Source organism: Arthrobacter sp. 92 (assembly GCF_050260325.1).
Lineage (GTDB): Bacteria > Actinomycetota > Actinomycetes > Actinomycetales > Micrococcaceae > Arthrobacter.
Genome location: NZ_CP189863.1, coordinates 157602 through 177330 on the forward strand (window position 1 = coordinate 157602; position 19729 = coordinate 177330).

At 63.9% G+C, this 19729-nt stretch carries 21 protein-coding genes; 10 read left to right on the plus strand and 11 right to left on the minus strand.

Going from position 1 to position 19729, the window contains the following annotated elements:
- Positions 1–16: 16 nt before the first annotated feature.
- Positions 17–2332 carry a heavy metal translocating P-type ATPase gene (locus ACP4XC_RS00765; protein ID WP_427172984.1) on the plus strand — a complete coding sequence of 772 codons (2316 nt, stop codon included), beginning with the start codon at positions 17–19 and terminating at the stop codon, positions 2330–2332.
- 29 nt (positions 2333–2361) lie between these two features.
- Here ACP4XC_RS00765 and ACP4XC_RS00770 read toward each other — a convergent pair whose 3' ends face one another.
- Complete coding sequence (locus ACP4XC_RS00770) at positions 2362–2634, minus strand: DUF2277 domain-containing protein (protein WP_427172985.1); 273 nt, start codon at positions 2632–2634, stop codon at positions 2362–2364.
- Positions 2635–2685: 51 nt separating this feature from the next.
- The gene (locus tag ACP4XC_RS00775) at positions 2686–3633 is read right to left on the minus strand and encodes an EamA family transporter (protein ID WP_427174972.1); all 948 of its coding nucleotides are present in this window, start codon (positions 3631–3633) and stop codon (positions 2686–2688) included.
- A gap of 146 nt (positions 3634–3779) precedes the next feature.
- Between ACP4XC_RS00775 and ACP4XC_RS00780 the strand changes: the two genes are divergently transcribed.
- Positions 3780–4322, plus strand: coding sequence for a CGNR zinc finger domain-containing protein (locus ACP4XC_RS00780; protein WP_427172986.1), 543 nt, complete (start codon positions 3780–3782; stop codon positions 4320–4322).
- A 13-nt stretch (positions 4323–4335) separates the two neighbouring features.
- Here ACP4XC_RS00780 and ACP4XC_RS00785 read toward each other — a convergent pair whose 3' ends face one another.
- The 3 genes from ACP4XC_RS00785 to ACP4XC_RS00795 form a co-directional block, all read right to left on the minus strand.
- Positions 4336–4698 (minus strand): hypothetical protein, encoded by a 363-nt coding sequence (locus tag ACP4XC_RS00785; protein ID WP_427172987.1) that lies wholly within the window; start codon positions 4696–4698, stop codon positions 4336–4338.
- Positions 4699–4783: 85 nt separating this feature from the next.
- A complete protein-coding gene (locus ACP4XC_RS00790; RefSeq protein WP_427172988.1) occupies positions 4784–5377 on the minus strand; it encodes a hypothetical protein in 594 nt (197 codons plus the stop codon).
- Between the two features lie 35 nt (positions 5378–5412).
- Complete coding sequence (locus ACP4XC_RS00795; RefSeq protein WP_427172990.1) at positions 5413–6735, minus strand: MATE family efflux transporter; 1323 nt, start codon at positions 6733–6735, stop codon at positions 5413–5415.
- Between the two features lie 184 nt (positions 6736–6919).
- Between ACP4XC_RS00795 and ACP4XC_RS00800 the strand changes: the two genes are divergently transcribed.
- Together ACP4XC_RS00800 and ACP4XC_RS00805 are read left to right on the plus strand one after the other, a co-directional pair.
- Positions 6920–7354, plus strand: a complete 435-nt coding sequence (locus ACP4XC_RS00800; RefSeq protein ID WP_427172992.1) for a DoxX family protein — start codon at positions 6920–6922, stop codon at positions 7352–7354.
- Positions 7355–7466: 112 nt separating this feature from the next.
- Positions 7467–8450: an acyl-CoA thioesterase gene (locus ACP4XC_RS00805; RefSeq protein WP_427172993.1), complete on the plus strand. Its 984-nt coding sequence runs from the start codon at positions 7467–7469 to the stop codon at positions 8448–8450.
- Here ACP4XC_RS00805 and dnaB read toward each other — a convergent pair.
- Complete coding sequence (dnaB, locus tag ACP4XC_RS00810; RefSeq protein WP_427172994.1) at positions 8447–9829, minus strand: replicative DNA helicase; 1383 nt, start codon at positions 9827–9829, stop codon at positions 8447–8449. The genes ACP4XC_RS00805 and dnaB overlap by 4 nt on opposite strands.
- Positions 9830–10510: 681 nt before the next feature.
- Between dnaB and ACP4XC_RS00815 the strand changes: the two genes are divergently transcribed.
- Positions 10511–10972: a hypothetical protein gene (locus tag ACP4XC_RS00815; protein ID WP_427172996.1), complete on the plus strand. Its 462-nt coding sequence runs from the start codon at positions 10511–10513 to the stop codon at positions 10970–10972.
- A gap of 4 nt (positions 10973–10976) precedes the next feature.
- Positions 10977–11546, plus strand: a complete 570-nt coding sequence (locus ACP4XC_RS00820; protein ID WP_427172997.1) for a hypothetical protein — start codon at positions 10977–10979, stop codon at positions 11544–11546.
- Between the two features lie 42 nt (positions 11547–11588).
- Here ACP4XC_RS00820 and ACP4XC_RS00825 read toward each other — a convergent pair whose 3' ends face one another.
- Complete coding sequence (locus ACP4XC_RS00825; RefSeq protein ID WP_427172998.1) at positions 11589–12215, minus strand: FMN reductase; 627 nt, start codon at positions 12213–12215, stop codon at positions 11589–11591.
- A gap of 181 nt (positions 12216–12396) precedes the next feature.
- Between ACP4XC_RS00825 and ACP4XC_RS00830 the strand changes: the two genes are divergently transcribed.
- Positions 12397–12819 carry a DUF1801 domain-containing protein gene (locus ACP4XC_RS00830; RefSeq protein WP_427172999.1) on the plus strand — a complete coding sequence of 141 codons (423 nt, stop codon included), beginning with the start codon at positions 12397–12399 and terminating at the stop codon, positions 12817–12819.
- Between the two features lie 161 nt (positions 12820–12980).
- Here the strand turns inward: ACP4XC_RS00830 and rplI are convergent, their stop codons facing one another.
- The 4 genes from rplI to rpsF all read right to left on the minus strand — a co-directional run bounded on the left by rplI (position 12981) and on the right by rpsF (position 14755).
- Positions 12981–13433, minus strand: coding sequence for a 50S ribosomal protein L9 (gene rplI, locus ACP4XC_RS00835; RefSeq protein ID WP_078028400.1), 453 nt, complete (start codon positions 13431–13433; stop codon positions 12981–12983).
- A gap of 17 nt (positions 13434–13450) precedes the next feature.
- Positions 13451–13690, minus strand: a complete 240-nt coding sequence (gene rpsR / locus ACP4XC_RS00840) for a 30S ribosomal protein S18 (protein ID WP_003800144.1) — start codon at positions 13688–13690, stop codon at positions 13451–13453.
- A 125-nt stretch (positions 13691–13815) separates the two neighbouring features.
- Positions 13816–14394 (minus strand): single-stranded DNA-binding protein, encoded by a 579-nt coding sequence (locus ACP4XC_RS00845; protein WP_427173000.1) that lies wholly within the window; start codon positions 14392–14394, stop codon positions 13816–13818.
- Between the two features lie 55 nt (positions 14395–14449).
- On the minus strand, positions 14450–14755 hold the full coding sequence (gene rpsF / locus ACP4XC_RS00850) for a 30S ribosomal protein S6 (RefSeq protein ID WP_427173001.1): 306 nt from the start codon (positions 14753–14755) through the stop codon (positions 14450–14452).
- Between the two features lie 329 nt (positions 14756–15084).
- Here rpsF and ACP4XC_RS00855 point away from each other — a divergent pair, with 329 nt between their 5' ends.
- The 3 genes from ACP4XC_RS00855 (at position 15085) to ACP4XC_RS00865 (ending at position 19697) form a co-directional block, all read left to right on the plus strand.
- On the plus strand, positions 15085–15786 hold the full coding sequence (locus tag ACP4XC_RS00855) for a DUF1345 domain-containing protein (RefSeq protein ID WP_427173002.1): 702 nt from the start codon (positions 15085–15087) through the stop codon (positions 15784–15786).
- A 326-nt stretch (positions 15787–16112) separates the two neighbouring features.
- On the plus strand, positions 16113–18830 hold the full coding sequence (locus ACP4XC_RS00860; RefSeq protein WP_427174973.1) for an AAA family ATPase: 2718 nt from the start codon (positions 16113–16115) through the stop codon (positions 18828–18830).
- 234 nt (positions 18831–19064) lie between these two features.
- On the plus strand, positions 19065–19697 hold the full coding sequence (locus tag ACP4XC_RS00865; RefSeq protein ID WP_427173003.1) for a NeuD/PglB/VioB family sugar acetyltransferase: 633 nt from the start codon (positions 19065–19067) through the stop codon (positions 19695–19697).
- Positions 19698–19729 lie beyond the last annotated feature (32 nt).

Consider the following 19729-nt stretch of genomic DNA (forward strand, 5'->3'; position numbering starts at 1 on the left):
AAATTAGGAAACCTCCGTGAGTAACGAGCAACTGCTTCACCAGCCGGGGACTCGAGTCATTGAACTCGAGATCGAGGGCATGACCTGCGCTTCCTGCGTCAGCCGGGTGGAACGCAAGCTCGGAAAGCTCGACGGCGTCGAAGCCTCGGTGAACCTGCCCCTCCAGTCGGCCCACGTCACCGTTCCGGCAGGCGTCACGGACGAACAAATCACGGCCACCGTGGAAGCGGCAGGCTATAAGGCCCGGGTCCGGCAACCGCACTACCCGAGTGGGGGCGCCGGAGACCTGCCTCCCGGCTCCGGCGGTGCCGCGGTTGGTGACCACGCGTCGCTCGATGCCGCAAGGCAACTCCGGCCCCGGCTGATCCTGGCAGTCATTCTGACCGTTCCCGTTTTCGCAATCTCGATGTTTCCGGCGTTCCAATTTGCCAACTGGGGCTGGGTTGCGGGAGTCCTCGCACTGCCCGTGGTCACGTGGGCAGCCTGGCCCTTCCACCGCGCGGCAGCCGTCAACGCCCGGCATTTCGCTTCCACCATGGACACCCTCGTGTCCATCGGCGTGGTCGCCGCCTACGCGTTCTCGGCCTGGCAGCTTCTGGCTGATCCGTTCCTGACGGCGCACCCCGGGATGGAGGGCAGGCAGACGAACGACGGCGGCCTCTACTTTGAGGTCGCCTCCGTGGTCACCACCTTCCTCCTCCTGGGCCGCTATCTCGAGGCGAATGCCAAGCAGAAAGCCGGCGACGCACTCAAAGCCCTGCTCAACCTCGGAGCCAAGGATGCCACGGTGCTCGTGGCCGGCGTCGAACACAAGATTCCGGTGGATCAGCTGGCTGTGGGCGATGTAATTGTGGTCCGCCCTGGCGAAAAGATCGCCACGGACGGCGTCGTTATCGACGGCTCCTCGGCAGTGGACGCTTCCCTAATGACCGGAGAATCCGTGCCGGTCGAGGTGGGACCGGACAGTCCGGTCACTGGCGCCACCATCAACGCTTCCGGCCGCCTACTGGTCCGGGCAACCCGCGTCGGTTCGGAGACCACGCTGGCCCAGATGGGGAGGCTTGTCTCCCAGGCACAGACCGGGAAGTCCCCTATCGCCCGGCTGGCCGACCGCATCAGCGCGGTGTTCGTGCCGGTGGTCCTCGCTATCGCTGTGGCCACGTTCGTCGCCTGGCTGTTGCTGGCCGGACCAGCCGTCACCGGTGCCGAGCTCCGCTCGGCCTTCACCGCCGCCGTCGCGGTGCTGGTGATCGCCTGCCCCTGTGCCCTGGGCCTGGCGACGCCGGTGGGGTTGCTGACCGGCACAGGCCGGGGGGCGCAGTTGGGGATTCTCATCAAGGGCCCGCAAGTTCTGGAGGACACCCGCACGGTGGACACCATCCTGTTGGACAAAACGGGAACGGTAACCACGGGGCACCTGGCGGTGCATGGCATCGTGGCCTTCGGCCCGTATGACAAGGCCCAGGTGCTTCGTTTCGCCGGCGCGCTCGAGGCCGCGTCCGAGCACCCCGTGGCACGCGCCATCGCCGCTGCGGCACTTGCCGCTGGGAATGTGGCCGACGACGCCGGAAGGCTCCCCGCCGTCGCAGACTTCAGCTCTGCGCCCGGCGGCGGAGTCACCGGCAGCGTTGATGGGCACGTGGTGACGGCGGGACGCACCAGTTGGCTTCAGGAAAACGGCATATCCCTCACCAGCGGGAATCTGGACGCGCTGGAGGCCGCCGAGGCCGCCGGGGCCACCGCCATCTGGATAGCGGTGGACGGCCGGGCTGCGGGGATCATCTCCCTGCGGGACAGCATCAAGCCGGGTTCAGCCGCGGCCATTTCCCGGCTTCGGCAACTCGGCCTGCGTCCTATCCTCCTGACCGGCGACAACGCCGCGGTGGCAGCCGAAGTGGCAGCCGCCGTCGGCATTCCCGCGGAGGACGTCTTTGCCGGGGTGCTCCCCGAAGGAAAGGTGGACGCCGTCCGCAAGCTTCAGGCCGCGGGCGCCACGGTAGCCATGGCAGGAGACGGCGTTAACGATGCCGCCGCCCTGGCGCAGGCGGACCTGGGTATTGCCATGGGCTCGGGCACGGATGTGGCCATCGAAGCGGCCGATCTGACGGTGATGGCGAACGACCTCGGCCAGGTGGCCCAGGCCATAGCTTTGTCCCGCCGCACGCTGGCCACGATCAAGACCAACCTGTTCTGGGCGTTCTTCTACAATGCCATCGGCATTCCTGTGGCGGCCCTGGGACTTCTGAATCCAATGATTGCCGGTGCGGCCATGGCAGCCAGTTCGGTGCTGGTGGTGGGAAATTCCCTGAGGCTGCGCGACTTCGGCAAGTAGCCACCTGACCGGGGCAGCCAAGTCCGGGCTCAGGGGGAGCCGAAGCGTACGGCCGACCGGGCACGTGCCTTGGCGGCCTCGTCCTCCCGGTCCTTGGCCGGTGCGTGCGTCACCAGCGAGTCCAGCAGGTGCTCGGTGGCGTCCGCTATTTCGTGCACCGCCCGGTTGAACGCTTCCTCGTTTGCCTTCGACGGCTTGGTGGCCCCGCTGATCTTGCGCACACACTGCAGAGCAGCGGCTTCAACTTCGGCCGAGGTGGCGTGGGGCTCAAAATTATGGAGGGTCCGGATGTTGCGGCACATACTCCATGCTAGGCCTGGAACGCCGAAAAATCCCGAGCGAATGGTGCCGGGCTACGGAACGGGTTCGACGTCGTTCGCGTGATCCAGCGGTGCCGGGAGGGCAACTCCCCGCAGTTCGTCAACGCGCACCAGCACCACGCCCCCGACAATCAGGAGTCCGCCCAGCAACTGGATGGGACCGGGAAGTTCGCCGAGCAGGAGCCACGCCCAGATGACGGCGAACAGGACCTCGGTGAGCGACACGAAGGATGCCACCTTAGAACCCAGGGCACGCGCGGCCATGATGCCGGAAACGTAGGCCAGAACGGTGGCCATCAGGATCAGGCCTCCCAGCGGGATCCACCACGGCGTGAGCCATGGACCCAGTTTTGTGTCGGCGGTGCTGAACGCCATTGGAAGCAGGCCGGTGGCCGCCAGCAACCACATCACCGCAGCCCCCACCATGAGCCCCCCGGACGCCAATACCATCGGCGGCAACGTGTCGTTTTCCTTGGCCGTGATGAAGAAGTAGATCGCCAGGCATACAGCCGCCGCGATGCCCCAGAGCACCCCGCCGACGTCAATTTTGACTGATCCGGTCAGGTCCAGCACCAGGATGAGTCCTCCCAGCGACAGGAGCGTGCCTGCGATGGTGAGCGGGCGCGGCCGGTTTCGGCTGGCAGCCCAGAGCCAGAGCACAATGATCACAGGCGCAAGGTACTCCAGTAGCAGGGCGACGCCCACGGAGAGCCTGGCCACCGCGTTGAAGTAGAACAACTGGCAGGCTGCCACCCCGATGAGTCCGAAGAGCAGGATGGTCAGCCAATTCTCGCTCAGCTGGTGCCAGCGCCCCCGCAGCGCTACGGCGGCTGGAATCGCCAGGATCAGGGCGGCCCCGGTAAGTCGGGCGGTGACGGCCGCACCCGGGGTCCAGCCGGTTTCGAGCAGGGCCTTGGCGAACGAACCGGAGAGCCCGAATACTGCGGAAGAGAACAGGGCAATGCCGAGTCCTGAGGCCATGAAACCAGAGACTGCGCTCGGTTTTCCGGCGGGGCCGTGAAGCGGCGCCTCCACGGGGGTGCGTGCGGCAGACACAGTCGCCTCCTGTCAGGAGTAAAGTGGGGTAATGGTCATGACATTACGCCCCGACCTTGTAAGGAGTCAAGATGGTTTTTGCCCCTGACACGGAGATTGCCCTGCGAACGGTGGTCAATCTGATCAACAGCGCGGCCAACGGCGAAGAGCATCTGGCCACTCTCGCGGACCTGGACCGCTTCCTCGAGCAGGAGGGGTTCACCGGTTCCCGCGAGCGGACTACGGAGGAATTGGCCAGTATTCATAATCTCAGGAACACGCTCGCAGCATTGTGGACCGCGGACGAAGATACGGCCGTGGACACCGTGAACCGACTGCTGCGGGAAGCCAGGGCGCTGCCCCAGCTGATCAAGCACGACGCATGGGACTGGCACCTGCATGCCACCACACGCGAAGCCCCGCTGGCAGACAGGATGGGCACGGAAGCGGCCATGGCGCTGGTGGATGTCATCCGTAGCAAGGAGATGGACCGCATGCTGACCTGCGCGGCCGACGACTGCGACGCGGCGGTGCTGGACCTGAGCCGGAACCGGTCCAAGAGGTACTGCGATACCGGAAACTGCGCCAACCGGGCCCACGTGGCTGCCTACAGGGCACGCAAAGCGGCATCATAAGCCCGGAAGTTGCCTACAGGGGGTCGCCGTCCCGCGTCGCGTCCGGAGCGCCACCGGCATCCGAATCGGGCCGCGCGGGGTACCCGCCGTGGCCGGAGGGCCTTTTGGAACTGAGGTTGACGCCGGAACCTTTGCCGAGGTGCTCGGCGTTGTCCTTGTAGCTCATGGAGAGCATGGCGGCAATGACGAGGGTGACGATAAAGGCAATACCACCGCCGGTAAAGGCAAGATCGAAACGCGGGGTCCGTGAGCTGCCGCCGGAGGCAAAGATCAACACGGCGACAAAAGCCAGGACCGCCCAGAATGCGGAGAACATCAAAGGTCCCTTGACCGAGGTCCGCAGTTTGCGCGGTTCTCCTGGTTTTTGGTGTGCCAAGGTGTTTCCTCCCGTGCAGCCGCCGCCATCCGGCAAGACTGCTTTATTCAAGCGATTGTTCTACGCGAAGTAGAACCCGTCGCTACTAGTTTACGGCCTCCGCGGAAACGGACCGTGCATCGTGCCGGAGGGTCAAGGCTGCGAGGGTCCACAGGACGCCGGAGATGATCGCCCCGCCGCCGGCCACGCCCAGCAGCGCGTGGGCCCCCAGGCCGATGAAGAACGGAAGGACGACGGCGGTTCCGACGCCGATCACTCCGGAGGCAATCCAATCACGGGCCAGCACATGGCGTCCCCGCATCGTTATTGCGCAGTAGAGCTCGGCCAGCCCCACCAGGCCCAGGGCGAAAGCGGCGAAGACACCGAAGATCGAATCCGTGACGAGGAAAGGAAGGATCAGGCCGTACACGGCCATAAAGAACGCGCTGAACATCAGGAACCTTCCGGGCCCCTGATCCCCTGCGCCGCCCGTCCTGGTGCACCACATCAGCGCGAGGCCGGTCAGAAGCAGGTAGATTCCGCCGGACCACCCCATCCCGGAAACCCCCGGAGCGGCCCAGAAGACCGTCACGGCACCGAACATGAGCGCCGTAAGCGCCCGGAGGAGCACCGGCTTCCAAAGGTCCGACGCGTGGACGGGCATGGGGGCAGGACCTGCTGGGGTCGATGGAGGAGTCACCCATCCAGTTTAGAGGGGTTTAGTGGGTGCCGGATTCAGCGCGAACCAGGGACCAACCACTTGTCCGTCCTGGCCCGTAGTCCCAGGGTTAGTCCACGGGCGGCCATATAGCCGAGGGAAAAGGCCGCCCACAACCACGCCAGCCCCTCCGCATTGCCGGCGGCGGAGAACCGGACGGCCAGCAGCAGCGGGATGTAAAAGGCAAGGTTGACGACCCCGGCAATGGCCAGGTATTTTGCGTCGCCCGCACCGATGAGGACGCCGTCCAGGACGAAGACGTAACCGGCGATCGGCTGACCCGCGGCGAGCACCCACAGCGCCAGCGTGAGCGCCAGCCGGACGCCGTCGTCGGACGTGAACAATGCCCCGGCCCAGGGCGCGGCCAGCGCCAGGACCGCGCCGGTGACCACCCCGAATCCCGCCCCCCAGCGGATCATGGTCCGGGTCAGAACGCGTGCCGTGTCCGGACGGGCAGCGCCCAGTTCCTTGCCGATCAGCGCCTGGGCGGCGATGGCAAGCGCGTCGAGGGCGAACGCCAGGAACGTGAAGATGGTCATGGCAAGTTGGTGGGCAGCCAGATTGACGGACCCCTGCGCGGTCACCACCACCACTGTGGCCAGGATCGCGACACGAAGGCTGAGCGTGCGCAGCATCAACCACGAGCCAACCCGGGTCATGGCCCGGATGCCCCGCCAGTCCGGCAGCGGCGACACGCCGTGGCTGTGGGCGTTGCGCTGGACCATCACGAGATACACCAGCGCCATGGCCCACTGCGCAATACTGGTTCCGACGGCGGAGCCGGTGACAGACAGGTCCAGGCCGTAGACCAGAAAAAGGTTCAGCGCGATGTTCGCGGTGAATCCGGCCGACGCGACGATCAGCGGGGTGCGCGTGTCCTGGAGTCCGCGCAACACCCCGGTGCCGGCGAAGATGAGCAGGGTGGCCACCAGCCCGGGCATGGACCAGCGGAGATAGTCGACCGCAAACGGACGGACCTCGGCGGATGCGCCCATCAGGTCCACGAGGGGCCCCGCCGCCGCGAAACCGGCCACGGCCAGCGCCAAACCGAGGAGCAGAGCCAGCCAGACGCCGTCCCGCCCGGCGGCGAGAGCCTTGGGAAGCCGTCCCTCGCCGATCGCGCGTGCAACGGCCGGAGTCGTCGAGTAGGCAAGGAATACCATGAGCCCCACCGCTGTATGCAGGACTGCCGAGGCCAGGCCCACGCCAGCCAGCTGAGCCACGCCAAGGTGTCCAACGATCGCGGAGTCGGCTAGCAGAAACAGCGGCTCCGCGATGAGCGCCCCAAACGCAGGAACGGCAAGCCGAAGAATTTCCCGCGTATGGCTGCGGGAACGCACTGGAGGAGTCGGCCTAAGGCGGGATTGGGGCACGAATCCAGCCTAGCCGCAGGATTCGTGCCACATTTTCGGTCATATAGTTGACACTTCAACTAAAGATGCGTCAGTGTTAATGCTTGAAGCATCAAGCATGTGCGGCCACGACATGCCTCCCATCCCCCGATACCCGAAACGGTGTAACCCCATGAACCAGTCCACCCTCACCACCACCGCACTTACAGTCCTTCGCGTCATCGCCGGTTTCCTCTTCGCGGCCCACGGCTGGCAGAAGTTCAACGAATTCACCATCGCTGGAACACAGGCGGCTTTCACCAAGATGGGTGTACCGGGCGCGGAGATCGCGGCCCCCGTCGTTGCCACCCTGGAGCTCGCAGGGGGAATCGCGCTGATCCTCGGCGTCCTCACACGCGTCTTCGCCGCCCTGCTGGCTCTGGACATGCTCGGCGCCCTGGTACTGGTCCACGCCCCGGCCGGCGTCTTCGCCGCCACCGGCGGCTATGAACTGGTTCTCATCCTCGCAGCGGGAGCCCTCGCCATCGCCCTCACGGGCGGAGGCAACGTGGCCGTGGACCGGGCACTCTTTGGCCGCAGGGATTCAAAGCTGAGTGTCCTCGCCTAAAGGACGCGTCGTTGCCGGCTCACGCAAGGCCGTCCCACCCGCATATGGCGGTCGGGACGGCCTTTGTGTCTTCCCGCCCGCGCAGGGCCCTGCGCTTCAGTAAACTTCGAGCATGAGCGAGACTGCCGCCAATTCAGTAACCCTCCGCTTCCTTGCGGCCCCCACCGACGTTGGCCACAGCGGCTCCGTTGATGCGGGCACGGTCCTCGAATGGGTGGATAAGGCGGCCTACGCCGCGGCCGTCGGCTGGGCTAAGTCCTACTGCGTGACGGCGTACGTGGGAAACATCCACTTCGCCGATCCGGTCAATATCGGCGACATGGTGGAAGTCAACGCCACCATCGTTTACACCGGGCGGTCGTCCATGCACATCAGGACCGTGGTTTCTTCGGGAGATCCCAAGGGTGGCCCCGCCACCATGCGCAGCCAGTGCATGGTGATCTTCGTGGCCGTCGGCGAGGATGGAAAACCGGTGCCCGTGAAGCCCTTCAATCCCTCGACGCCGGAGGAGATCGAGCAGCGCGACCACGCCTTGGCGCGCATCAAGGTCCGCGAGGACATCGTGCGGGCCATGAGCGCGCAGGAATACACGGACGCCGGGACCGCGGAACGCGTGGTACTGCGCTTCATGGCGGCCCCCACCGACGTTAACTGGGGCGGCAAGGTCCACGGCGGAATCGTGATGAAGTGGATCGACGAGGCCGCATACGTCTGTGCCTCGCGTTACTGCGGGCGGGACACCGTCGCGGTGTTCTCCGGCGGCGTGCGGTTCTACCGGCCACTGCTCATCGGCGATCTTGTGGAAGTGGAGGCCCGCCTGGTCTACACGGGCACCAAGGGAATGCACGTTGCCGTGCACGTTCGTTCCGGCAACCCCAAGGCCCGGGAAATGAACCTCACCACGTACTGCCTGACCGTTATGGTGGCAAGGGATGAGACCGGGACATCCGTGCCGATTCCGCAGTGGGTGCCCGTCTCGGAGGAAGACAAGCGCCTTCATGCCCATGCCAGGGAGCTCCTCGAGATCCGCGGCAGGGCGCCCGGAAACCGACTGCCCAACCACATGCTCGCGGCAGGCGGCGCCCAGGCCGGTTAGAAGCCGCCACCGCCCGCGTCGGCAGCCATGTTGGCGAAACGCGAATAGTGTCCCTGGAAGGCAACCACGATGTCCTTGGTGGGGCCGTTACGGTGCTTTGCGATGAGGATGTCGGCTTCGCCGGCGCGGGGGGACTCCTTGTCATAGACGTCTTCGCGGTGCAGCAGAATGACCATATCGGCGTCCTGCTCGATGGAGCCGGATTCGCGGAGGTCCGAGACCATGGGCCGCTTGTCCTGGCGCTGCTCGGAACCACGGTTGAGCTGGGAGAGGGCAATCACGGGGACTTGGAGTTCCTTAGCGAGCAGTTTGAGGGCCCGGGAGAACTCTGAAACTTCCTGCTGCCGGGATTCCACCTTTTTGCCCGAGCTCATGAGCTGCAGGTAGTCAAGGATCACGAGCTTGAGGTCATGCTGCTGCTTAAGCCGGCGGCACTTGGCCCGGATTTCCATCAGGGACATGTTGGGGCTGTCATCGATGAACAGCGGGGCGTCGTTCATCCGCCCCATGGTGGTGGCGATCTTGGACCATTGCTCGTCCTTGATGGTGCCCTTGCGAAGGTCTTGAAGGCCAATGGTGGCCTCGGCCGAGAGCAGGCGCATCGCGATCTCGTTCCGGCCCATTTCCAGCGAGAACATCACGGTGGCCAGGTTGTTCTTGATGGCTGCGGATCGGGCGAAGTCCAAGGCGAACGTGGACTTACCCACGGCCGGGCGGGCGGCGATGACGATCATCTGGCCGGGGTGCAGGCCGTGAGTGAGCTCATCGAGTTCGTAGAAACCCGTGGGGACGCCGGTCATTCCTTCGCCGCGGTGGCCGGAGGCTTCGATTTCATCCACCGTGGCCTCCATGACGTCCTTGAGGACGACGTAGTCCTCCGCGGTGCGTCGCTCAGCCACTGCATAAACCTCAGCCTGGGCCTGGTTGACGAGATCTTCGACTTCGCCGTCCGATCCATAACCCAGTTGCACGATTTTGGTGCCAGCGCTGACCAGCCGCCGCAGAATGGCGCGTTCCGCAACGATTTCCGCATAGTAGCCGGCGTTGGCCGCAGTCGGCACCGTCTGAATGAGCTCGTGCAGGTAGGCGGGGCCGCCGATCCTGTTGATCTCACCCCGTTTCGTCAGTTCGTCCGAGACAGTCACGGCGTCCGCCGGTTCCCCGCGGCCATAGAGATCAATCACGGCCTCGTAGATGGTCTCGTGCGCCGGACGGTAGAAGTCCTGGCCCCGGAGAATCTCGACGACATCCGCGATGGCGTCCTTGGACAGCATCATGCCGCCCAGCACCGATTGTTCCGCCGGGATGTCCTGTGGCGGCTTGCGGCTGCCTTCGGAACCCCGGGTGGCTTCGATTGAGTCCAGGTGCGTAACTGACAAAGCTGCCGTCCTCCATTGTGTACCGCGGCGATCTTCCGTGCCGGCGGTGGTTAAGCCCTATGCCTTGGGATGCCCGCACGCCCCTTGCAGGGGAATTCCGATGCGCGCCGGTCGGATCCAGTAATACCAGCCAGCCCTGACAGGTTTTACCCGCGGGTCTTTTGGCCAGTTTTTCGGTTATCCCCAGCTGGGGGGATTTATCCACAGATCCCGCCGTGCGTGAATATCCGCGGTTGTCTCCAGGAATCCCGGACTTTGCCAAAAACAGGTACTCATACGCCCAAAAACAGGTATGCCGCAACCGTAGTACCCGTAGCTCAAGCCACCAAGCCCAGTTGCCGGACGCCCTGTGGATAACCTGTGGACTAGGCACCATTACTTGTGCACAGTCTGTGGGAAGACCTGTGGAAAGAAAAAAACTTACCCCTGCCATATGCCTCTGACCTGCGAAAACGTCCGTTCTTACATGTGGATGAGGATTTATTTTTCAGAAGGTTCATCCACAGCTTGCAGCTTCGCCTTGGGGATAGCGCCGGGGCCAGCGGCCAGCGGCGGGGCAAAACTTCCTGCATTGTGATTTTTCCCACCGGGCAGGGCGGGAATTGACGCCGGGCTACTCGGCGTGTACGCGTTGCCGGGAATGCTGCTGTGGATAACGGCGAATTGGCATAAGCTCTAAACATGGGCGATGTGTTGATAGTTATCATGCCTGCCCTCATCCTGGCGGCAGTAATTTGGGCCATATCCACAGCCCTCAAACCACGCAGCAGCGGCATCTCGGACGCGGAGCGCTACCAGTTGGAATTGGCCGCCCGCTCCCATGCCCACTATGTGGCCCAGGTCCAGGCGGCCACCGCGGCCCGCGCGCGCGTAGATGCAGCTACGCGGCCCAGCCAGAACACCCAGCAGCAGTCGCAACAGGCGGAACATGCGCGGATGGCCTTGCAGTCCCACCCGGGGTCACTGACCGGCACACATGGAAGCCCGGGGCCCGTCCTGGCGGGCGGGCAGCTGGATCCGCAGTTCTCGCTCCAGCTGCAGGCTATGGTCCGCAAGGGACAAAAGCTCCGAGCCATCAAGTTGCTGCGCCAGACCACCCATTCGGATCTCTTGACCGCCAAGAATTACATAGATCGGCTCTAGTCCCATGGAATCATTACTGATCCCCGTCCTGATCCTGCTCCTTACGGGCATTGCCGTGCTGCTTGCCCTGCGCGCCTTCAACCGTCGAACAAAGAGCGTCGCGGCCGCCAACAGCAGCAACCAGCGGGTGGATCAAGCGGAGCTGGCCCGCACGGCCGCGGCCAAACTCACGGAGGAGGAACACAGGCGCCTCTACGCCCTTATAGCACAGGGCCAGGCCATGGCCGCGATCAAGCTCTACTACGAGGCCTCGGGCGTGGGCCTTCGGGCTGCCAAGGACGCCGTGAGCGCCCTCGCCGCGTATCCACAGCCGTTCCAGCCGCCGGCGGCGCCAGCCCCCGAGCACGACGACGACGACGTCCCGGAGCGTTTTCCCTACCGCTACCGGGCCATCGCCAGCAAGGGCGACGTCACCCGGGAAGTGAGCAGCAACATGCTGAACGATGAAATCTATGGCAGGATCCGCACCTTGGCCAAGAGCGGGGATACCGAAGCGGCCGCAATGGCGCTGACGCGCCACTCGGACATCTCCATAAAGCAAGCCCGGGAGTTCATCGCCCTGCTGGATGACTAAAGCCGTCCGAGGACCGGAGCTGCCGGACGACCAAGCCCCGGGCTAGTGGCCGCCGGAGATGCCCGCAAGCAGCTGCTCGAACGGCAGGGACTCCGGCATCGGCGCTTTTCGCCCCTCCTGTGGGCCGCTCAGCAGCCCGGCGAGCTCCCTCCCCGCGCGGTCGACCCGCTCAGAGAGCGAAGACCCGCCGTCGTCCGCATGTCCCCAGTCCTGCGGGCCGGCGAAGACTCCGGTGGCGGCCGTGCGCGTGCGCAGATAGCTGAAGAGCGGGCGCATGGCGTAGTCAAGCACCATCTGGTGACGGTCGGTGCCTCCGGTCGCCCCCAGCAGTACTGCTTTGCCCTCCAGGGATTTGGGGTCCAGAACATCGATGAAGGACTTGAAAAGGCCGCTGTAGGATGCGCTGAACACCGGAGTGACGGCAATCAGACCGTCAGAGTCCTGCACGCCTGTGATGACTTCGGCGAGCCGGGGTGCGGCGTAGCCGGTGACGAAGTTGTTGGCGATGTCCACTGCAAGCTCGCGCAGTTCCACCACCTCCACGCGCACCGCAAAGCCGGCGGCGGCAAGGTGCCGCTCCGCCGAAGCCGCGAGCTGATCGGCCAGCAGTCGGCTCGACGACGGTACGCCAAGTCCGGCGGAAAGAACGGTGATGCGGCGGGTTTCCACAGTGTGCTCCTGAGTTAGAGGATAAATCCAGACTACATGCATTTGCATCTACACCGATAAACCATGTGCCGTTGACGTTTATTCCCACGCTGCAGCCCGACGGATTCGGGCGACCGCCGCGTCTATCGGCATCCATCCCTTCCCTACTGACAACCAGCCCGGGCTCTGCCACACTTCCGTCATGGCCGAAAACAAGACCCAACCCACGGACGCATCCGTGGAGGACTTCCTCGACGGCGTGGAGAATCCCACCCGCCGCCGGGACGGGTTTCGGCTGTTGGAACTCATGAAGGCCGCCACCGGCGAGACTCCCGTCATGTGGGGGCCCGGGATCGTGGGCTTCGGCAGCTACCACTACAGGTACGCCAGCGGCCGGGAAGGGGATACGGTCGCAGTGGGTTTCTCTCCGCGCAAAGGAAGCCTCTCCTTGTACGGGCTGACCTATGCCCCGGAAGCGGCGGCGCTCCTCCCCCGGCTGGGCAAGCACAAGGTCGGGGCCGGGTGCCTGTATATTAACGCGCTGGAGGACGTGGACGAGGCCGTCCTCGCCGAATTGATCCGGGCCGCCCACAGGCATTCCACCACGGTGATGCATCAGGAATGAGCTGCCCGGCCAGCTCCGGAGGTCGGTGTTTAGGGCGCTGCCGGCCTTGGTGTCTGCGACTTAACGCACGCGGCCCCCGTCGCCGGCTCCCGGAGGAATCCGACGGCGGGGGCCGTCAGCAGTTCAGGACTGCGTAACACTCTGGCCGAGGGCCGGAAGCGCTACTTGCCTGCGACTACGTCGAGTTCGATCACAGCGGCAACGTCGTCGTGCAGACGGACGTTGGCCTGGTAGGAACCAACCGACTTGATGTGTGCCGGCAGTTCAACCTTGCGCTTGTCGATGCGGCCGAGGCCAGCGGCCTCAACCGCGTCAGCCACGTCGGCCTGCTTGACGGTGCCGAACAGGCGTCCGGTCTCGCCAGCCTTGACGACGAGCTTGACCGGCTTGGCGGAGAGTGCGGCGGCCTGCTTCTGAGCATCTTCCAAGGAAGCGTGCTCGCGGGCGACGCGGGCAGCCTTGATGGATTCAACCTGCTTCTCGCCGCCCTTGGACCAGGTCAGGGCGAAGTTGCGGGGCAGCAGGTAGTTACGTGCGTAACCGTCCTTGACCTCGACAACATCGCCGGCAGCACCGAGACCGGTTACTTCGTGGGTCAGAATGAGCTTTGCCATGTTAGTTAATCCCTTCCTTAGCCGCGGCCAGCGCCGGAGTAAGGCAGCAGAGCAACTTCGCGGGCGTTCTTGATTGCCTGGGCGATCTTGCGCTGTTCCTGCACCGTAACGCCAGTGACGCGACGGGCGCGGATCTTTCCGCGGTCGGAGATGAACTTGCGCAGCAATGCTACGTCCTTGTAGTCGATGACGGTGATGTCAGCGGCCTTCAAGGGGTTGGACTTTGGTTTGGGCTTACGGAGTTCAGCCTTAGCCATCGTGGAGCTCCTATTCGATGGAGCCCGTGGATATTGATCCACGGGATGGTGGTGATCCGGCACCGTCTGCGCCCGGCCGCCTTTCAGCGTCCCAGCGGGTTCCGTGCTCGGACCTTAGATGTTGTTTAGAAGGGAGGTTCGGAATCCGGGCCGTTGCCCCAGCCGCCGCCTGCATTGCTGACACCGGGCGTGGCCCAGGGGTCATCCTGCTGCTGTGCGGGCTGATTGCCGGCCCAAGTTCCGCCGGAGTTGCCGCCCTGGTTTCCACCAGAGCCACCACCGAAGCCGCCGCCGCTGTTGCCGCCGCCGAAGCCACCCTGTCCACCCTGTCCGCCGGAGCGCTGGGTGCGGTTGACCTTGGCGTTGGCGTAGCGCAGGCTGGGGCCGATTTCATCGACCTCAAGCTCGATAACGGTGCGCTTCTCGCCTTCTTTGGTTTCGTAGGAACGGCTCTTCAGCCGGCCGGAAACAATCACGCGCATGCCCTTGGTCAGGGATTCGGCGACGTTCTCGGCCGCTTCACGCCATACCGACGCGCGGAGGAACAGGGTTTCCCCGTCCTTCCACTCGTTGGACTGGCGGTCGAACGTGCGGGGAGTAGAAGCGATGGTGAAATTCGCTACTGCCGAACCTGACGGTGTGAACCTCAGTTCGGGGTCACTGGTGAGATTACCGATGACCGTAATAGTGGTTTCGCCTGCCATCTACTGCCTCCTTGTTCGTTCCTGCGGGGATGAAGAGTGAAAATCGGAGCTGAAATTACTCAGCGACGACCTTCTGCACTTCGGGGCGGGTGATCTTGGTGCGCATGATGGTCTCATTGAGGCTCAGCTGGCGATCAAGTTCCTTGGCGGTAGCAGGCTCAGCGGTGAAGTTCACCACGGCGTAGATACCTTCAGACTTCTTCTGGATTTCGTAAGCCAGGCGACGACGGCCCCAGATGTCAACCTTTTCGATGGTTCCACCATCGTTGGTGATGACGTTCAGGAACTTCTGAAGCGTTGGCTCAACGGTACGCTCTTCGACCTCGGGGTCGATGATTACCATCAATTCGTAAGGACGCATATGTGAACCCACCTCCTTTGGGCTAAGCGGTTACGGCATTTCCGTAACAGGAGGTTCATTTGCGGTGCCGCGCGTTGCCCGACCACCGGAACGGGGCAGGGCGCAGCACAGACTTCACAATCTTAGTGCATGTGGACCCGTTTCGGCGATTCACCGTCCGCTCAGGCTATGCCGCCGGACCGGGCCCTGCCAGCGCCCGGGTACGCCATGTGGATAACCCGCGATAGGACCGTACGCTAGCGGGCATCCGGAACGGCTCGCTGCCGGCGGCGGCGTCCCAGGCCTCGCAGGCGTCCAGGCGTCCCAGGGCCCTATGCCATGATCAGGCTATGAACAGCTGGCCACACTCACGCGGGAGCGCCCCGCAATTCCAAGCTCCACGCGTCAAACGAAGCCGGCTCCGCTTTTTGGTGATGATCGTGGCCGGACTTGGCGCGGCCGTTGGCACGGGGACGGCAGGCCTCTGGGTGGAAGCCCCGGCCGTCGGCTGGGGAACTGCGTCCTTGACGTACGTCGCGTGGGTCTGGCTGGTAATCGGGCGCCTTCCCCCGGCCGAGACGCGCGCCCACGCGACGTCGGAAGACCCCTCACGGAGGACGACCGACCTTCTGATCCTCGCAGCTAACGTTGCCAGCCTGGCCGCGGTGGCCGCAGTAGTCGTCGACTCCCACAACAACAGCAGCGGCGGTTCGGGCCTGGGCGGGGGGTTGCTGGCCCTGGCGTCCGTGGCACTTTCCTGGATGCTGGTGCAGACGCTCTTCACCCTGCGGTACGCCGAACTCTATTACGGCAAGGGAAAGCGGGGCGGCGTCCCCGTAGGCGGCGTCGACTTCAACCAGGAGCGACTTCCCCAGTACACGGACTTCGCCTACCTTGCCACCAGCCTCGGCATGACGTACCAGGTCTCGGACACCGCTCTAAAGAACCATGCCATACGCGCAGAGGCACTGAAGCACAGCCTGCTTTCGTACCTGTTCGGCACCGTCATCCTGGCCACCACCATCAACCTGGTGGTCAGCCTGGCCGGATAGGCGGCTGCTCCTCATTGTGGTTCCCGGTCATTGCGCGTCCTGTCCTCGAGGCCTCCAGCAACGCTCCACACTCGCTTTTCAGCACTGCTATACCTGTTTATCCCCCTATTATACCCGTTTCTTCCGGAACGCTGGTTACCCCGTTTAACTCCAGTTATATTTGCACGAATAAGGCGCCGTTTGATCGAGTCCGCGGCCCGCGGATATAGGACTCTAGTGCGGAAGTCGACAGCCCGCGATGAATGGATGCGGGAGGTCGCATTCATTCTTTGAAAACGGAAAATGAAGCACCTCTGGACGGATTCCTGCATATGAAATGGGGATCGATGGTTTTGTTTGGCCGAGACCAGGAGCTCAGGCGGCTGATGGCTCTCATTCAAGGCCCGCAAGATTCCGCGTTGGTGGTTGTCGGGGGCCATGGGAGCGGTAAATCGTCACTGCTGGCGGAAATCCCCGGGATGCACCGCCACCGCACGGTTTTGCTCCGGGTCAATCCTGCAGAATCCGCGTGGCCGTTTTCCGGACTCACCGCCATTCTCAATGGCATCGACCACCAGGCCCTGGTCCCCGCATTTGAGCAACTGACTGATCCGGATACCGCAGAGTTGGACCTTGCCGCGATCGCATCACGCCTCCTCGGCGCACTCCGGCAGCCCCACGCAACGAGGACCGTCATCCTGATCGATGACGCCGACGAGCTGGATCCTCCCAGCCAAGCAGTTATTGGGTTCCTGACCCGGCGCCTTGCGGGCACCGGAATTGTGCTTGTTGCAGCCATGCGGACCGAGTTGCCGGAGGGCCCGTTTGCCCGGACCCCCTCGCTATATTTACCGAGCCTCAGCCAATACGACACCGTACGGATGCTTGAGTCGATGGGATTATCGAACACAAATACCGCAACAATTCATGTGATTGCGGGGGCCAGCCAGGGAAATCCCCTGGCCGCGATTGAGCTTTACAGGGAATTACTTCAAAGTCAGTCACAGGAAAATTGCGCCAGGCCTATCCCGATGGTTTGGAAAGGAACCTTCGAAGCCGATCTGGCTGCGTCAATTTCCCCGCTCTCGCCATGCGGAAAACAGGCACTCGACGTTCTCTCTCTTTCATACCGCAGCAGGGACGTTGTCCTGGAAAAAATGCCCGGCGAGTTATGGCCCGGGGTGGAGGAGTTGGTCTCTGCCGGAATCGCGGTCCATTCGGGGCCGCATGTCCGGATCCAGAGCCACATGCTCCGCGCCCACGCATTCGCGGCTATGCCGCCGGCGGCACGCTTGGCCAAACACCGGCAGTTGGCTGCCGTCACGGAAACCGAGGATCCTGCAGCGTGGCCGTGGCACGTAAGCTTCGTGGAGAAGCGGCGCGATACAGCCTTCCGCCTCCTCCGCGTTGCTGTTGAGCTGGTCAGGGCCGGAGAGACACCTATTGCCATCGAATACATTGAGCGCGCCCTCAGCATCAACCCCTGGGAAGCTGAAACAGCAGCACGTCTGACCACAATCAGCGAGGTACTGTTCAGCAGGGGTGAACTGGTCCACGCCAAACGCTACTTGGACTGGGCCCGCAGGATCACCAGGAACCGCGCCCTCACGCTCCGGCTCACCGGTCTGGATTTCCAGATCGAACTGCTAAAGGGCAACAGCGTAAGGCCGAGCCTGGTGCTCACCCTGGTCAGGGAATTCGGTCACTATGACCCGGCCTTCTCGGCTTGCCTGCTGTCGATCGCGGCACTGTATATGGCCGAACGATGGGAACTTGGGGAAGCCCGCCGCTTGCTGCAGCTTGCAGAGGAGTTTATTGCAGCGGCTTCGGGGGAAGCCCTGGCCATGAACTTGCGGGCTAAGCTCCTTGTGGATGCCGTCGCCGGGAGCCCAGCAAGCATCCGCCGAACATCCGACGGCGTCGACCCGAGTTCCCCTGTGTCCCTCCTGATAAAGGGCCGCGCCCTGACGTATGCCGAGAACTACGAGGGGGCACGCGATCTCTTTGTGCTGGTGAGGAATCTTAGCCAGGCCAATGATGCCAATTGGGGGGAGACCGCCCGCTATTTTGCCGCGGACAACGAACTCCGGGCCGGCAATTTCCGCTCCGCCGCCGCACTTATAGACGAAATCGCAATTTCCGAAGGAAGCCTGAAATACCACCGCGGCATGCGCAACAACCTGCTCCTCTGGCGGGCGTATGCCGCGGGTGACGAGGTCGCTGCGCAGTCATGCCTGGCCGAGGCCCAATGCTTCGCCGGTGCCGACACCCATGCGGCAGGCACGGCAATGATGGCCGCATACCAAGGGCAGTTCGCGCTGATGCGCGGCGACCTTGCCGAGGCTTGTGCACAGCTAAGCAGGGCGGCAGAGATCGGAATGGATTTCGCCAATCCTGCATTGCTCCGCTGCGAAGCCGACCTCGTGGAAGTACTGGTGCGACTCGGACGCCGCCACGACGCCGTCCGCGCCCAAACACGGCTTGAGTACCGGGCGGCTGGATTGAAGTCGCGCTGGTTGCGCACGGCGATCCTCCGGGGCCGTGCCGTCGTAGCGGATGGAGAGCGTTCACTTGAGCTGTTCGTCCAGGCCCAGGAGACCTGGCAGAAAAATGACTCCACCTACGAACGGGCGCGCACCATCCTTTGCTACGCCGAACGCCTCAAGGCCCTTGGCCGGCCACAACAAGCCAAAGACGCGTTGCTGGGGGCCAAAGCGCTCTTTGAAGAATCCGGCGCAGCAGCGTGGACGCAGCATGTTGACACGCTGCTGCTCGGCGGTCGTATGGAGAATTTCGCGGAGATCCGCAATCCGGCACTGCTGCTGCTCTCAGATGACGAGCGGGCGCTATCGCAGATGGTGGCACGCGGGCAGCGCAACAAGGAAATTGCGGCGTCCTTGTATGTGTCAGTCCGGACTGTTGAGGTGCGGCTTACCGGAATCTACCGGAAGCTTGGGATCCAGTCTCGGTCCCACCTAACGTCCTTGGTGACGGCGCGGGAGCAGACACCGCCCCCGGCACAGGCCGCGGCACCGGATCGCGAACCTGCCGGTCTGTCTTTATGAACATCGGGCTGCAGTCGATGGCGGCGCCGCCGGCACCGAAGGCAGGGGGCCGCGGCTCAAACTGCCGGGACGCAAACTCAGAGGCTCCCACAGTTTCCACACAGTTCCCGCGTGGGCACCACATTGAGTTCCGCACTCGCGTCTTCCGCCCCGCGTCCGGTCTATCTTTGATCCCACGGGCAAGGGCGACTCAGGGAACGCAAACGGAAATGACGGTAGGCGAGGGGGCGAACAGTGAGTGAACTGCTGTTGATTGCCGCCAGCGGGCTGGCCCGGGAAGTGATGGCATTGGTGCGCAGAAGTGGGCAATACGACATCCTGGGAATCCTGGACGACGACGAGGAATTGACAGGGGTTGAAGTGGATGGGGCCCCGGTTCTCGGACCTATCAGCGACGCTCCCCAGTTCAACCAGGCGTTTATCCTGGTTTGTTTGGGCTCTGGCCGGGCCCGTGAGTCAGTGGTGGACCGGCTGACCGCGATGGGCATCGCCCCGACGCGCTACGCGAAGGTGGTCGATCGGTCCCTCGCAACGCCCGAGGAATGCCGGGTTGGCCACGGGAGCATCCTGCTGCAAAACGTAACCGTGACCGCTTCGGTCACCATCGGTTCCCACGTGGTGGCCATGCCGGGAGTCATTCTCACCCACGACGACGACGTGGCGGACTTCGCTACGCTCGCCGCTGGCGTGTGTTTGGGCGGCGGAGTGCGGATTGGCCATGCGGCCCAGTTGGGGATGAATTCCAGCGTCCGCGAACGCACCTCGGTGGGAGCCCACGCCACCATCGGTATGGGCGCCGCCGTTCTGAGTAACGTGCCGGACGGGGAAACTTGGGTGGGGGTCCCGGCGCACCCGATCGATCACTGACGCTCCCTGACACCGGCATTCGTCGAAACCTG

Coding starts and splice junctions, on each gene's coding strand:
- ACP4XC_RS00815 (WP_427172996.1), top strand. CDS start 10,511: ATGGGCGATGTGTTGATAGTTATCATGCCTGCCCTCATCCTGGCGGCA.
- ACP4XC_RS00860 (WP_427174973.1), top strand. CDS start 16,113: ATGGTTTTGTTTGGCCGAGACCAGGAGCTCAGGCGGCTGATGGCTCTC.
- ACP4XC_RS00800 (WP_427172992.1), top strand. CDS start 6,920: ATGAACCAGTCCACCCTCACCACCACCGCACTTACAGTCCTTCGCGTC.
- ACP4XC_RS00855 (WP_427173002.1), top strand. CDS start 15,085: ATGAACAGCTGGCCACACTCACGCGGGAGCGCCCCGCAATTCCAAGCT.
- rpsF (WP_427173001.1), bottom strand. CDS start 14,755: ATGCGTCCTTACGAATTGATGGTAATCATCGACCCCGAGGTCGAAGAG.
- rpsR (WP_003800144.1), bottom strand. CDS start 13,690: ATGGCTAAGGCTGAACTCCGTAAGCCCAAACCAAAGTCCAACCCCTTG.
- ACP4XC_RS00845 (WP_427173000.1), bottom strand. CDS start 14,394: ATGGCAGGCGAAACCACTATTACGGTCATCGGTAATCTCACCAGTGAC.
- ACP4XC_RS00770 (WP_427172985.1), bottom strand. CDS start 2,634: ATGTGCCGCAACATCCGGACCCTCCATAATTTTGAGCCCCACGCCACC.
- ACP4XC_RS00780 (WP_427172986.1), top strand. CDS start 3,780: ATGGTTTTTGCCCCTGACACGGAGATTGCCCTGCGAACGGTGGTCAAT.
- rplI (WP_078028400.1), bottom strand. CDS start 13,433: ATGGCAAAGCTCATTCTGACCCACGAAGTAACCGGTCTCGGTGCTGCC.
- ACP4XC_RS00775 (WP_427174972.1), bottom strand. CDS start 3,633: ATGGCCTCAGGACTCGGCATTGCCCTGTTCTCTTCCGCAGTATTCGGG.
- ACP4XC_RS00805 (WP_427172993.1), top strand. CDS start 7,467: ATGAGCGAGACTGCCGCCAATTCAGTAACCCTCCGCTTCCTTGCGGCC.
- ACP4XC_RS00820 (WP_427172997.1), top strand. CDS start 10,977: ATGGAATCATTACTGATCCCCGTCCTGATCCTGCTCCTTACGGGCATT.
- ACP4XC_RS00830 (WP_427172999.1), top strand. CDS start 12,397: ATGGCCGAAAACAAGACCCAACCCACGGACGCATCCGTGGAGGACTTC.